At 57.8% G+C, this 13,386-nt stretch carries 7 protein-coding genes, 2 tRNA genes, 3 rRNA genes, 1 other RNA gene and 1 pseudogene; 10 read left to right on the forward strand and 4 right to left on the reverse strand.

The annotated features are described in order from the left end of the window. Window positions 1–275 precede the first annotated feature (275 nt). The 5 genes from ELE36_RS01475 (at window position 276) to rrf (ending at window position 5,432) form a co-directional block, all read left to right on the forward strand. Window positions 276–1,811: ribosomal RNA gene (locus ELE36_RS01475) — 16S ribosomal RNA — on the forward strand. 90 nt (window positions 1,812–1,901) lie between these two features. Further along, window positions 1,902–1,977: transfer RNA gene (locus ELE36_RS01480), tRNA-Ala, on the forward strand. A 47-nt stretch (window positions 1,978–2,024) separates the two neighbouring features. Continuing rightward, a tRNA-Ile gene (locus tag ELE36_RS01485) sits at window positions 2,025–2,101 on the forward strand. Window positions 2,102–2,313: 212 nt separating this feature from the next. Further along, window positions 2,314–5,193 (forward strand): 23S ribosomal RNA (locus ELE36_RS01490). A gap of 124 nt (window positions 5,194–5,317) precedes the next feature. Continuing rightward, window positions 5,318–5,432, forward strand: a 5S ribosomal RNA gene (gene rrf, locus ELE36_RS01495). The 16S, 23S and 5S rRNA genes sit together here with 2 tRNA genes alongside, the layout of an rRNA operon. Before the next feature lie 93 nt (window positions 5,433–5,525). Here the strand turns inward: rrf and ELE36_RS01500 are convergent. Further along, window positions 5,526–6,251 (reverse strand): 2OG-Fe dioxygenase family protein, encoded by a 726-nt coding sequence (locus ELE36_RS01500; protein WP_129831411.1) that lies wholly within the window; start codon window positions 6,249–6,251, stop codon window positions 5,526–5,528. A gap of 190 nt (window positions 6,252–6,441) precedes the next feature. Here ELE36_RS01500 and ELE36_RS01505 point away from each other — a divergent pair, with 190 nt between their 5' ends. Continuing rightward, window positions 6,442–7,161, forward strand: a complete 720-nt coding sequence (locus tag ELE36_RS01505; protein ID WP_129831412.1) for a GNAT family N-acetyltransferase — start codon at window positions 6,442–6,444, stop codon at window positions 7,159–7,161. Next, window positions 7,158–7,700 (forward strand): GNAT family N-acetyltransferase, encoded by a 543-nt coding sequence (locus ELE36_RS01510; protein WP_129831413.1) that lies wholly within the window; start codon window positions 7,158–7,160, stop codon window positions 7,698–7,700. The genes ELE36_RS01505 and ELE36_RS01510 overlap by 4 nt, the downstream gene beginning before the upstream one ends. 161 nt (window positions 7,701–7,861) lie before the next feature. Here ELE36_RS01510 and rho read toward each other — a convergent pair whose 3' ends face one another. The 3 genes from rho to trxA (ELE36_RS01525) form a co-directional block, all read right to left on the reverse strand. After that, window positions 7,862–9,538 (reverse strand): transcription termination factor Rho, encoded by a 1,677-nt coding sequence (gene rho, locus ELE36_RS01515; RefSeq protein WP_242512332.1) that lies wholly within the window; start codon window positions 9,536–9,538, stop codon window positions 7,862–7,864. A gap of 262 nt (window positions 9,539–9,800) precedes the next feature. After that, entirely contained in the window at window positions 9,801–10,127 is a 327-nt protein-coding gene (trxA, locus tag ELE36_RS01520; protein ID WP_129831415.1) for a thioredoxin, read from the reverse strand. A gap of 14 nt (window positions 10,128–10,141) precedes the next feature. After that, the gene (gene trxA / locus ELE36_RS01525; protein ID WP_129836545.1) at window positions 10,142–10,501 is read right to left on the reverse strand and encodes a thioredoxin TrxA; all 360 of its coding nucleotides are present in this window, start codon (window positions 10,499–10,501) and stop codon (window positions 10,142–10,144) included. A gap of 365 nt (window positions 10,502–10,866) precedes the next feature. On the opposite strand from trxA (ELE36_RS01525), the pseudogene ELE36_RS01530 reads away from it, so the two are divergent. The 3 genes and pseudogenes from ELE36_RS01530 to ELE36_RS01540 all read left to right on the forward strand — a co-directional run. After that, window positions 10,867–12,252, forward strand: a pseudogene (locus tag ELE36_RS01530) (DEAD/DEAH box helicase); the annotation flags it as partial. A 77-nt stretch (window positions 12,253–12,329) separates the two neighbouring features. Further along, complete coding sequence (gene gspC, locus ELE36_RS01535; protein ID WP_129831417.1) at window positions 12,330–13,244, forward strand: type II secretion system protein GspC; 915 nt, start codon at window positions 12,330–12,332, stop codon at window positions 13,242–13,244. Between the two features lie 59 nt (window positions 13,245–13,303). Further along, window positions 13,304–13,379: non-coding RNA, sX9 sRNA (locus tag ELE36_RS01540), on the forward strand. Window positions 13,380–13,386 lie beyond the last annotated feature (7 nt).

Raw genomic sequence — 13,386 nt, forward strand, 5'->3', positions numbered from 1 at the left:
GCGAAATTTGCGAAACAGGGTGTTGACGAAGCGTGATTTGGGTGTATGATGTGCGGCTCCCTGGGACGAAATGTTTCGGGTGCGAATAGCGGAAACGCGGTTCGCTGAAGTCGAAAAGTTCTTTGACAGTATGCGCAGGTGAATTGTGTGGGCGCCTTGCAGTGGACGATGTCCATCGAGAAAAAAAGCAAGAGCGTCCCAAGCCTTAAATTGAGTAATCAAAAAACAGCTTGGGGTCACTCTCTAAAAGTTTGGTTCTTCGGAACCAGTAAGTTCAACTGAAGAGTTTGATCCTGGCTCAGAGTGAACGCTGGCGGCATGCCTAACACATGCAAGTCGAACGGTAACAGGCCCGCAAGGGTGCTGACGAGTGGCGGACGGGTGAGGAATACATAGGAATCTGCCCTATCGTGGGGATAACGTAGGGAAACTTACGCTAATACCGCATACGACCGAGAGGTGAAAGCGGGGGACCGCAAGGCCTCGCGCGATGGATGAGCCTATGTCGGATTAGCTAGTTGGCGGGGTAAGAGCCCACCAAGGCGACGATCCGTAGCTGGTCTGAGAGGATGATCAGCCACACTGGGACTGAGACACGGCCCAGACTCCTACGGGAGGCAGCAGTGGGGAATATTGGACAATGGGGGCAACCCTGATCCAGCAATGCCGCGTGTGTGAAGAAGGCCTTCGGGTTGTAAAGCACTTTTACCAGGAACGAAACGCGCCGGATTAATACTTTGGCGAACTGACGGTACCTGGGGAATAAGCACCGGCTAACTTCGTGCCAGCAGCCGCGGTAATACGAAGGGTGCAAGCGTTACTCGGAATTACTGGGCGTAAAGCGTGCGTAGGTGGCTTGTTAAGTCGAATGTGAAAGCCCGGGCTCAACCTGGGAATGGCATCCGATACTGGCAAGCTAGAGTTCGATAGAGGGTAGTGGAATTCCAGGTGTAGCGGTGAAATGCGTAGAGATCTGGAGGAACATCAGTGGCGAAGGCGGCTACCTGGATCAGAACTGACACTGAGGCACGAAAGCGTGGGGAGCAAACAGGATTAGATACCCTGGTAGTCCACGCCCTAAACGATGCCGACTGGACGTTGGGAGGAACTCGCCTCTCAGTGTCGAAGCTAACGCGTTAAGTCGGCCGCCTGGGGAGTACGGTCGCAAGACTGAAACTCAAAGGAATTGACGGGGGCCCGCACAAGCGGTGGAGTATGTGGTTTAATTCGATGCAACGCGAAGAACCTTACCTGGCCTTGACATCCACGGAACTTACCAGAGATGGTTTGGTGCCTTCGGGAACCGTGAGACAGGTGCTGCATGGCTGTCGTCAGCTCGTGTCGTGAGATGTTGGGTTAAGTCCCGCAACGAGCGCAACCCTTGTCCTTAGTTGCCAGCACGTAATGGTGGGAACTCTAAGGAGACTGCCGGTGACAAACCGGAGGAAGGTGGGGATGACGTCAAGTCATCATGGCCCTTACGGCCAGGGCTACACACGTACTACAATGGTCGGTACAGAGGGTTGCAATACCGCGAGGTGGAGCCAATCCCAGAAAGCCGATCTCAGTCCGGATCGGAGTCTGCAACTCGACTCCGTGAAGTCGGAATCGCTAGTAATCGCGAATCAGCATTGTCGCGGTGAATACGTTCCCGGGCCTTGTACACACCGCCCGTCACACCATGGGAGTCTGTTGCACCAGAAGCAGGTAGCTTAACCTTCGGGAGGGCGCTTGCCACGGTGTGGCCGATGACTGGGGTGAAGTCGTAACAAGGTAGCCGTATCGGAAGGTGCGGCTGGATCACCTCCTTTCGAGTATGACACGCCGCTTCAAGGCGCCCACACAAGACACCTGCAATCCAGAGTCGAATCCGTTAGCGCGGAGCGATTCGTCCCCTAAATGGGGCCATAGCTCAGCTGGGAGAGCACCTGCTTTGCAAGCAGGGGGTCGTCGGTTCGATCCCGACTGGCTCCACCACCCGGCGATCGCGCCGGCTGAGATATAGGCACGTAGCAAGTAACGATGGGTCTGTAGCTCAGGTGGTTAGAGCGCGCCCCTGATAAGGGCGAGGTCGGTGGTTCGAGTCCTCCCAGACCCACCATCTGAAAGACACTCTGGATTGATAGCGCATACTAAAGAATTTTTATACGGACAGACGTTGAAGTCTGTCCGTGCTCTTTGACAACTTGGGACGTAATAAGCGTTTGGGGCTCTAACGAGCTGCTTACGTGTCGTTTTGAGGCATAGGCGAATGAGGCCAGTAGCTTCAGGTGGCTTGATGGAGGAATCCATGGAGGCAGATTGAGGTTATATGGTCAAGCGAATAAGCGCATACGGTGGATGCCTTGGCGGTAAGAGGCGAAGAAGGACGTGGCAGCCTGCGAAAAGCCTCGGGGAGCTGGCAACAAGCTTTGATCCGGGGATGTCCGAATGGGGAAACCCACCCAGCAATGGGTATCTGTATCTGAATACATAGGGTATGGAAGCGAACCGAGGGAACTGAAATATCTCATTACCTCGAGGAAAAGAAATCAACCGAGATTCCCCAAGTAGTGACGAGCGAACGGGGATTAGCCCAAAAGTCGATTAAGTTCTAGTGGAATGCTCTGGAAAGTGCAGCCATAGACGGTGATAGCCCGGTACGCAAAAGGGCTTAGTCGATGATAAATGAGTAGGGCGGGGCACGTGAAACCCTGTCTGAACATGGGGGGACCATCCTCCAAGGCTAAATACTACTTACCGACCGATAGTGAACCAGTACCGTGAGGGAAAGGCGAAAAGAACCCCGGTGAGGGGAGTGAAATAGATCCTGAAACCGTATGCGTACAAGCAGTGGAAGCTCCTTCGTGGAGTGACTGCGTACCTTTTGTATAATGGGTCAGCGACTTACGTTGTGTGGCGAGCTTAACCGTCTAGGGGAGGCGAAGGGAAACCGAGTCTGAATAGGGCGCATAGTCGCACGGCGTAGACCCGAAACTGAGTGATCTATCCATGGCCAGGGTGAAGGTGCGGTAACACGCACTGGAGGCCCGAACTCACATCTGTTGAAAAAGATGGGGATGAGCTGTGGATAGGAGTGAAAGGCTAAACAAACTCAGAGATAGCTGGTTCTCCTCGAAAGCTATTTAGGTAGCGCCTCGTGTATCACTGCTGGGGGTAGAGCACTGTTATGGCTAGGGGTCATCACGACTTACCAACCCATGGCAAACTCCGAATACCAGCACGTGCGAGCACGGGAGACACACGGCGGGTGCGAACGTCCGTCGTGAAAAGGGAAACAACCCAGACCGTCAGCTAAGGTCCCAAAATCATGGCTCAGTGGGAAACGATGTAGGAAGGCTAAAACAGCCAGGAGGTTGGCTTAGAAGCAGCCACCCTTTAAAGAAAGCGTAATAGCTCACTGGTCGAGTCGGCCCGCGCGGAAGATTTAACGGGGCTAAGCCATGTACCGAAGCTACGGGTTTATTCGTAAGAATAAGCGGTAGAGGAGCGTTCTGTACGCCTGCGAAGGCAAGTTGTAAGGCTTGCTGGAGGTATCAGAAGTGCGAATGCTGACATGAGTAACGATAAGGGGGGTGAAAAGCCCCCCCGCCGAAAGCCCAAGGTTTCCTAGCGCAACGTTCATCGGCGCAGGGTAAGTCGGTCCCTAAGGCGAGGCAGAAATGCGTAGTCGATGGAAAGCTGGTTAATATTCCAGCACCTCGCGTGACTGCGATGGGGAGACGGAGAAGGTTAGGTGTACCAGGCGTTGGTTGTCCTGGGGAAAGGAGGTAGGCGGAACTCTTAGGCAAATCCGGGAGTTCATACGCCGAGCACTGATACGAGTCCTTATTGGACGAAGTCACTGACACCACGCTTCCAGGAAAATCCTCTAAGCTTCAGGTCACGCAGACCGTACCGCAATCCGACACAGGTAGGCAGGGTGAGAATCCCAAGGCGCTTGAGAGAACTCGGGTGAAGGAACTAGGCAACATAGCACCGTAACTTCGGGAGAAGGTGCGCCCAGAACTGTGGCTACATGCGTAGCTGAGCAGTTTTGGGCCGCAGTGACCAGGCCGCTGCGACTGTTTATCAAAAACACAGCACTCTGCAAACACGAAAGTGGACGTATAGGGTGTGACGCCTGCCCGGTGCTGGAAGGTTAATTGATGGGGTCAGCCGCAAGGCGAAGCTCTTGATCGAAGCCCCAGTAAACGGCGGCCGTAACTATAACGGTCCTAAGGTAGCGAAATTCCTTGTCGGGTAAGTTCCGACCTGCACGAATGGCGTAACGACAGCGGCGCTGTCTCCACCCGAGACTCAGTGAAATTGAAATCGCTGTGAAGATGCAGCGTTCCCGCGGCAAGACGGAAAGACCCCGTGAACCTTTACTATAGCTTTACACTGAACGTTGAGTTCTTCTGTGTAGGATAGGTGGGAGGCTTTGAAGTGCAGGCGCTAGCTTGCATGGAGCCAACCTTGAAATACCACCCTGAAGTGCTTGACGTTCTAACCTAGGCCCGTAATCCGGGTCAGGGACCGTGTATGGTGGGTAGTTTGACTGGGGCGGTCTCCTCCCAAAGAGTAACGGAGGAGCACGAAGGTACGCTCAGCACGGTCGGACATCGTGCAATGTGTGTAATGGCATAAGCGTGCTTGACTGCGAGATCGACGGATCAAGCAGGTACGAAAGTAGGTCATAGTGATCCGGTGGTTCTGTATGGAAGGGCCATCGCTCAACGGATAAAAGGTACTCCGGGGATAACAGGCTGATACCGCCCAAGAGTTCATATCGACGGCGGTGTTTGGCACCTCGATGTCGGCTCATCACATCCTGGGGCTGTAGCCGGTCCCAAGGGTATGGCTGTTCGCCATTTAAAGTGGTACGCGAGCTGGGTTCAGAACGTCGTGAGACAGTTCGGTCCCTATCTGTCGTGGGCGTTGGAGATTTGAGAGGGGCTGCTCCTAGTACGAGAGGACCGGAGTGGACGTATCTCTGGTGTTCCGGTTGTCACGCCAGTGGCATTGCCGGGTAGCTAAATACGGAAACGATAACCGCTGAAAGCATCTAAGCGGGAAGCGCGCCTCAAGATGAGATCTCCCGGAGCTTTAAGCTCCCTAAAGGAACCTTCTAGACTAGGAGGTTGATAGGCAGGGTGTGTATCGCAGCAATGCCGAGCTAACCTGTACTAATGATCCGTGAGGCTTGATCATATAACCTCAAGCTGCCTCTGCCTCAAAATGCATGTAAGTGCCGAAAGAGTTAACCAAACCAACTTATTACGTCCCAAGTCCCTAATGTAGTGAGGCGCATAACTGCGACTCGCTCGACCGCCTCCCTGGCGGACATAGCAGTGTGGTACCACCCGATCCCATCTCGAACTCGGAAGTGAAACGCACCCGCGCCGATGGTAGTGTGGCTTAAGCCATGCGAGAGTAGGTCACTGCCAGGGCCCTATTCAACAAAAAAGCCTCCCAGCAATGGGGGGCTTTTTTGTTGCCTCATATCCCGGACTGAAATGCGCCATCCGACGATCAGGCAGCCATCAGGTCCGTCGCAATGTCACCACCAGCACATCCCGATACGCTGCTTCTCTTGGATCCAGCGCCTGCACTGCCGTCACGCCGTGATACACACGGCCGTCATCCAGCAACGCCGCATCCAGCGGCTGTATCAGGGTGAAGCTGCCGAGTGCCTTGCCATCCAGTGCGTGGATTGAGGTGGTACCGCTGGCGATATTCTCGCGTGCAATCAACAGCACGAGTACGTAGTCGACTCCGTCGCGGTGCACGCCTTCGGGGGTGGGTGAGCCGGCAATATCGCGCGAAGCCTCAATGCGGAATTGATGCGTCTCGACGTGCCAGGCGCGCACGTTGGGCGCGAGCGTGCCGAAAAAGTGCTGGCACGCGCCCAGGATCGTACGCATGCTGGCCCCGTCGCCGATTGCTGGCGCAATCGGCTCAAACCAGCGCTCAACGCCGCCGTTGAGGCTGTTGTAGTCGCGACTCTGGTAGTGTGCTTGATGCGCCGCGCGTCTGATCGTGGTCGCTTCGAACACATATGTCGCGTGCGCGCGGCGGCGATAACGACCGTTGTCGGCCATGTATTCGTCGCGGGCGAGCGTACTCCAGCTCGCGGCGAAGGCTGCCCAGTCATCGAGCCCGCCGAACTGCGTCAGCAATGCGCGCATCGGCACGGCCTCGAGAAACACAAAACCCGTTTCGCGCACCTGCGCTGCAGCGCCGCGCGCCAATTCATTTTGCTGCGTCATACGCGCACGATAACAGCGCGTCGCCGCATTGTCGCGGCTGCCGCTACACTCAAGAGCTCAATCCTAGGCCGCCTGCGGCGGTTCCGTTGCAGTGACAAAAGCGGTACTTTTCCCGCGCCGTGTTCGTGCTGTAATGTTGATGATGTCATCGCGCCATCGGCGCCTCCAAGCCCAATCCGACGAAAAAACCATGGCAGAAATGCACAACGAACACGGCCAGTCGATCGGCGACACGGTGACATGGTCCATGCGCAACCCACCGGAGCGTATCAGCCTGGTCGGCAGGTATTGCCGGCTCGAGCCACTGGATTCGGAGCGTCACGCCGAGGCCTTGTTCGGCGTACTTAACGCCGAAGCCGCCGCCGCCAACTGGACTTACCTCGCGCACGAACCGCCGCGGGAGTTCGCAGCCTACAGCGCGCGGCTGGCCGATCTGCAACTGAGCCGGGATCCGCTGCATTTCGCGATCACCGACGCCGACGGCCGCGCGATCGGCACGGCGTCGTATCTGCGCATCGATCCGGGCAACGGCAGCATCGAAGTCGGGCATCTGAACTTCTCGGCGCAGTTGCAGCGCACGCCGGCCGCGACCGAAGCGATGTTCCTGTTGATGCAATACGCGTTTGATAAGCTCGCCTACCGGCGCTACGAATGGAAGTGCGACAGCCTAAACGCACCGTCTCGCGCCGCCGCTTCACGGCTCGGTTTTCGATTCGAAGGGGTCTTTCGCCAGGCGCTGGTGTACAAGGGCCGCAACCGCGACACAGCGTGGTACTCGATTATCGATCGTGAATGGCCGGCGTTAAAAGCCGCGTTCGAGCGCTGGCTCGCGCCGACGAATTTCGACGCCGACGGCCGCCAGCGCGAAACGCTTGGCGCGCTCAAAGCCGCATGCGTGATCGACGCATGAAAACCGCTCAGCTGATACAGACCGATCGACTCATATTACGTCAGCCGCAGTCGAGTGACCTCGAACCTTGGGCCGCGATGATGGCCGAACCCGACACTATGGAGTTCCTCGGCGGGACACAGCCGCGCTCCAGCGCATGGCGCGCCATGGCGACGATGGCGGGATCTTGGGCTTTGCAGGGCTTCGGCATGTTTTCGGTAATCGAGCGCAGCAGTGGGCGCTGGCTTGGTCGGATCGGACCATGGATGCCGGCCGAATGGCCAGGGACCGAAGTAGGCTGGGCACTTTCGCGGGACGCGCGTGGCCGCGGTTACGCCGAAGAAGCCGCGATCGCCTCGATCGACTGGGCGTTCGACGCGCTTGGTTGGGACGAGGTGATCCATTGCATCGATCCACGCAACCAAGGCTCGATCGCGCTGGCGTTGCGACTCGGCTCGCGGCGCCAACGTGAGAGCCGTTTGCCCGCGCCGCTGGAGCAGATGGTCGTGGATATTTATGGCCAGAGCCGTGCGGATTGGCGTCAGCGCGCGGGACGCTGAAAACATCAGCAACCTGAGGCGCGCGCATATCACTAGGCGAAGTAGGGCGATGCGAATCGCCGACGCGCCGCGAATAACTCTTATCGAGACCAGACCGCCACAAGCGTCGGCGAACACGCGTCGCGCCAGCCAGGCCGACGCGCGCGCTCCGCGGAGCATTCCTAGCCGCGTTTCATGAAAGCGAAGAACTCGTCGTTGGTCTTGGTGTTTTTCATCTTGTCGAGCATGAATTCCATCGCCGCGAGCTCATCCATCGGATGCAGCAACTTGCGCAGAATCCAGATTTTCTGCAGCGCATCCGGATCGATCAGCAACTCCTCACGACGTGTGCCGGAGCGATTGATATTGATCGCCGGGTATACACGCTTCTCGCCGATACGACGATCCAGATGCACTTCCATGTTGCCGGTGCCCTTGAATTCCTCGTAGATCACCTCGTCCATTTTCGAGCCGGTCTCGACCAGCGCGGTGGCGATGATGGTCAGCGAGCCACCTTCCTCGACGTTACGTGCAGCTCCGAAAAAACGTTTCGGGCGTTGCAGCGCATTCGCATCCACACCGCCGGTCAGCACCTTGCCGGAGCTTGGTACCACGGTGTTGTAGGCACGCGCCAGACGTGTGATCGAATCGAGCAGGATCACCACATCGCGCTTGTGTTCGACCAGACGTTTTGCACGTTCGATCACCATTTCGGCGACTTGTACGTGGCGCGTCGCGGGTTCGTCGAAGGTCGATGACACGACTTCGGCGCGCACCGAGCGCTGCATTTCGGTCACTTCTTCCGGACGCTCGTCGATCAGCAAAACGATCAGGTGCGCATCGGGATGATTCAACGAAATCGAGGTCGCGATGTTCTGCAACATCATCGTTTTACCGGCTTTCGGCGGCGACACGATCAGGCCGCGCTGGCCTTTGCCAATCGGTGACACCAGATCGATGATGCGCGGCGTGATGTCTTCGGTGGAACCGTTGCCGCGTTCGAGGTGAAAACGCTTGCGCGGGAACAGCGCGGTAAGATTCTCGAACAGGATCTTGTTCTTCGACGCTTCCGGCGGCTCGTTGTTGATGTCGTCGACCTTGAGCAGCGCGAAATAGCGCTCGCCTTCTTTCGGTGGACGAATGCGGCCGGTGATGAAGTCGCCGGTGCGCAGATTGAAACGACGGATCTGCGACGGCGAGACATAGATGTCATCGGGACCGGCGAGATACGATGATTCCCACGTGCGCAGAAAGCCGAAACCGTCCTGCAGGATTTCCAGTACGCCTTCGCCATAAATGCCGCCGCCGGCCTTGGCATGCGCCTTGAGGATGTTGAACACCACATCCTGCTTGCGCGCACGCGCCACGCCTTCCTGGATGCCGAGCGTATCGGCCAGCGCCAGCAAGTCGGATGCGGACTTGAGTTTGAGCTCGGTGAGGTTGATCAGCGGGCCGGTATTGCGTGCCTCGGCATTTTCGCTCTCGATTTCCTCGCGCTCGGCGTTGCTCATGCTGTTACGGCCGCCATTGTTGCGGCCACCGCCACCGCCACCGCCAGCATTCTCGCCACCGCCACCTTCACGAGGATTCTCGCGATTGCGTTGGCGTGGGTGACGCTGACGTTGCGGGCGCTGGCCTTGGCCTTCACGCGGTGGACGAGGTTGGCCCTGCGGATTCGCTGCCGGCGCGGCATTGTCGCCGGAGGCGGAATTCGTCTCAGGTGCGCCGCCGCCGCTGGCTGCAGATTCGGCATTGCCTTCGCGCACGACCGGACTCGGCGGCTGCACATTCTGTGCTGGCTGAGCATGGGATTCGGGCGCAACAGATTCGTTGCTTTCTTTATTTTCGATATTAGACACGGGCAAACCTCGCATGGGCGCCGTAATTGCGGATTGAAAAGAGTCGAGGGAGAGCTAACTGATGCGGGGCTGTTTGGCGCCCCTGTAGCTTCGACTAAGTTAGCACTGTGAAACGCAGTCGTCTAGCGACCGACGCACAAGATAGCATAAGCCGGGGCGATGCCATAGTCTGCGAAAGGCGTGAGTTGCGTGAGGCACCGCGAACAGAAATCACTGTCCGCAGTGTGTACCTCGATCAAAGTGCGCCGCAGCGAGCAAAAAGTCATAACGTGCGTTCGATCAGCTGAATGAGTTGAGTCTTGCTCAACGCACCGATCTGGGTAGCCTCGACCTTGCCGTTCTTGAAAATCATCAGCGTCGGCGCGCCGCGCACCCGATAAGTGCGCGGCGTTTGCTGATTTTTGTCGATATTGACCTTGGCCACTTTCAGCCGACCTGCGTAGGTCTGCGCAATCTCTTCAAGCATCGGTGCGATCACCTTGCATGGTGCGCACCACTCACCCCAGAAATCGACCAGCACCGGCACACTGGATTGTACAACTTGCTGCTCGAACTCGAGGTCGCTGACGTGGCTGATGCCGGCTTGCATTGCGCTACCGATCCTTATCCGGCCGACGCCGTAGCGTTGGATGGTGCGGAAATGGTGCGGTCTATCAACTGCGTCAACAGGGTTTTGCTGACCGCGCCGATCTGCGTCGCCTCGACCTTGCCATCCTTGAAGATCAACAGGGTCGGGATACCACGCACGTTGTAGTTCCGCGGGGTTTTCTGATTGTGATCGATATTGACCTTGGCGATCTTCAGCTTGCCGGCGTACGTGGCCGCAAGTTCGTCGAGAATCGGCGCGATCATCTTGCACGGACCACACCATTCCGCCCAGAAATCCACCAGCACGGGCTCGCTGGATTTCAGTACCTGTTCTTCGAATTGATCGTCGCTGATATGGGCGATGGCATTGCTCACGTTATTCTCCACTTGGGGCTGCGGATGGCCGCGCGGCGCGCGGATCATCACGGGTTCGGCTACACTTGGGTGATACGGCGGCATGCGGCCCGATCCTCCGGTGCTCACTTGCAGCCATTTCAGCCCAATCCGTTGAATACTGCAAGTTGGGTTGTGCTGGCACAGAATCAAGCTCCGCCGTGCCCAAGATTTTTTTGCGTTTGTGCTGTGTTCGCCGGATGATCGCACTTCAAGGTTGCGTCACCTTTGAATTGCTACTGCCACATGCGCGTACCGCACCAACCCGCGTCCGCGCGGGCTCGCCTCCTTGAAACAAAAGGACGATGGCAGCGTCTGCCGTGAACAAACCAATCCGAGTTAGCCGAATGTCACAACAACCGCTTACCGATATATTTTTTGAAAGTTTCGATCTGCATCCCACCCTGCTCGAAGGTTTGCACGCGGCGGGTTTCACGCGCTGCACGCCGATCCAGGCGATGACCTTGCCGGTCGCGCTGGCGGGGCACGATGTCGCGGGTCAGGCGCAAACCGGCACCGGCAAAACCGCCGCGTTTCTGGTCTCGACGATGCAACGCCTGCTGACGCGCCCGGCGCTGCCCGAACGCGGCGATAAGGATCCGCGCGCGCTGATCATCGCGCCGACACGCGAGCTGGCGATCCAGATCGAGAAGGATTTCCAGAGCATCGGTCGCGCCACCGGACTGCGCTCAGCGCTAATTTACGGCGGCGTCGACTACGATAAGCAGCGCGAGCAATTGCGCTCCGGCGTCGACATCATCATCGCCACACCGGGACGGCTGATCGATTATTTCAAGCAGCACGTATTTTCGTTTCGTGCGGTTGAAGTGATGGTGATCGACGAAGCCGATCGCATGTTCGATCTCGGTTTCATCAAGGACGTGCGTTACCTCATGCGTCGTCTGCCCGAGCGCGAGCGCCGCCAAGGTTTGTTGTTCTCGGCCACGCTGAGTTATCGCGTGCTCGAACTCGCTTACGAGCACATGAACAACCCGGAAAAACTCACCGCCGAAACTGACAATATCACCGCCGACCGCGTGCGCCAGATCGTATATTTTCCGGCCACCGAGGAAAAACTCACGTTGCTGGTCAGCCTGGTTTCGCGCATGGACGCGACGCGCAGCATGGTGTTCGTCAACACCAAGATCACTGCCGAGAAAGTGTCGCGTCGGCTTGAGCGCCAAGGTTTTCGTGTCGGTGTTTTGTCCGGTGATGTGCCGCAGAAAAAACGCCAGACCTTGCTTGCTCGTTTTCAGCGCGGCGATATCGAATTGCTGATCGCCACCGATGTTGCCGCGCGCGGTCTGCATGTGCCCGACGTCAGTCATGTGTTCAATTACGATCTGCCGCAGGACGCCGAAGATTACGTGCATCGCATCGGCCGTACCGCGCGTCTCGGTGCCGAAGGTGATGCAGTGAGTTTTGCGTGCGATTTGTATGCGATGTCGTTGCCGGATATCGAAGCTTACATCGGCCAGAAAATTCCGGTCGGCGCGATCGATCCGGCGCTGCTGGTATTGCCGCCCCCACGGCATCGACCGGATGCGATTCCGTCCGAAAATGCCGATGAAAATGCCGCCGAAGCGGCAGCGGATGCCGAGATCGCCAGCGGCATCGGTGTGGTCAGCAAGAAACCGTCCGGGCCACCGAAACGCCGTCGTCCCGGCGGCGGCGGTGGCGGCAGACCGGGTGGACGCAGCGGCCCGGGAGCGGGCAGTTCTTCCGGCGGCGGCAGATAAAATTTTGTACAGCGCGCGCTAGACCCCCGGCAAATGCTACATTTGCGCTGTTCTCACCCGGATAGCGCCGCATGCTGAATCACCTGAGCTTCGCCGAGTTCGATCGCCTCATACGCTTGGCGGCGTCAGCTTTGTGCGCGCTGTTGGTTTTGGCATGTCTGTGGCTCATGGCGCAGATCGTCTGGACGCTGTTATCGCGCCACGACGAGTCGGCGTCGAGCGTCTCCGCACCAGCACCGATTGCCGCCAACAATGCTGCGGCGGTATCGGTCGCCAAGTGGCATCTGTTCGGCAATCCGCAGTCGCTCGCCAGCCAGCTCGTGCGCAACGCGCCGGCGACGACACTCAAGCTCAATCTGCATGGCACGCTGGCGCTCGAAGATCCGAAAACCGGCATGGCGATGATCGCCGACGAGCAAGGCATCGAACAATCGTATCGCATCGGCGACGAGTTGCCGGGCGGCGCAAAACTGCAAGAGGTGTATACCGACCATGTCATTCTGGCGCACGAAGGTGCGCTGGAAACGCTTGCACTGCCGCGCCCCGAGCAGCACGCGCCGCCGCCGATCGCACCCGGCGTGCCGGCATTGGCGGGCGCCAATCCGCTCGCCGCAAAAGGCGGCAACGGCTTCACGCCATCGGTTGCGCCGATTTATCAGGCGCCGATCATGGCCGGCGGTGCGGTCGACTGGAACAAGGCGCGCACGCAGGTCATCCAGAATCCAGCCGACCTTGCTGGTCGCGTCAAGATGGTGCAGGAAAACGGCAAGATGGTCGGCGTGCAATTGACCAATGCCAGCGATACGGCGATGTTTGCATCGGCCGGTTTGCAGGCTGGCGATATCATTACCGCCGTCAATGGAACCGCCGTCAGCGATGTCGGTGGCATCCAGCAATTGTTCGCGAATACAAAAAGCGGTACGCAACTGCAGGTGAGCGTGCAGCGCGCGGGCAAGCCTGCAACGCTAACCGTCAATCTAAAATGAAGCGGTCTCAAAAACTACTGCGCTCGGAATTTTGCGTGAGGGCGGTGCTCGGAATCCTCATGTACAGAAAGTACACTCCGGTTCCTCCGCTCCGTCCTCACACAAACTTCCTTCGCTCGCTACGTTTTTGAGACCACTTCAT

It is taken from the genome of Pseudolysobacter antarcticus (assembly GCF_004168365.1).
In the GTDB taxonomy this organism is placed as follows: Bacteria; Pseudomonadota; Gammaproteobacteria; order Xanthomonadales; family Rhodanobacteraceae; genus Pseudolysobacter; species Pseudolysobacter antarcticus.

Coding starts and splice junctions, on each gene's coding strand:
- ELE36_RS01505 (WP_129831412.1), top strand. CDS start 6,442: ATGGCAGAAATGCACAACGAACACGGCCAGTCGATCGGCGACACGGTG.
- ELE36_RS01510 (WP_129831413.1), top strand. CDS start 7,158: ATGAAAACCGCTCAGCTGATACAGACCGATCGACTCATATTACGTCAG.
- gspC (WP_129831417.1), top strand. CDS start 12,330: ATGCTGAATCACCTGAGCTTCGCCGAGTTCGATCGCCTCATACGCTTG.
- ELE36_RS01500 (WP_129831411.1), bottom strand. CDS start 6,251: ATGACGCAGCAAAATGAATTGGCGCGCGGCGCTGCAGCGCAGGTGCGC.
- trxA (WP_129831415.1), bottom strand. CDS start 10,127: ATGCAAGCCGGCATCAGCCACGTCAGCGACCTCGAGTTCGAGCAGCAA.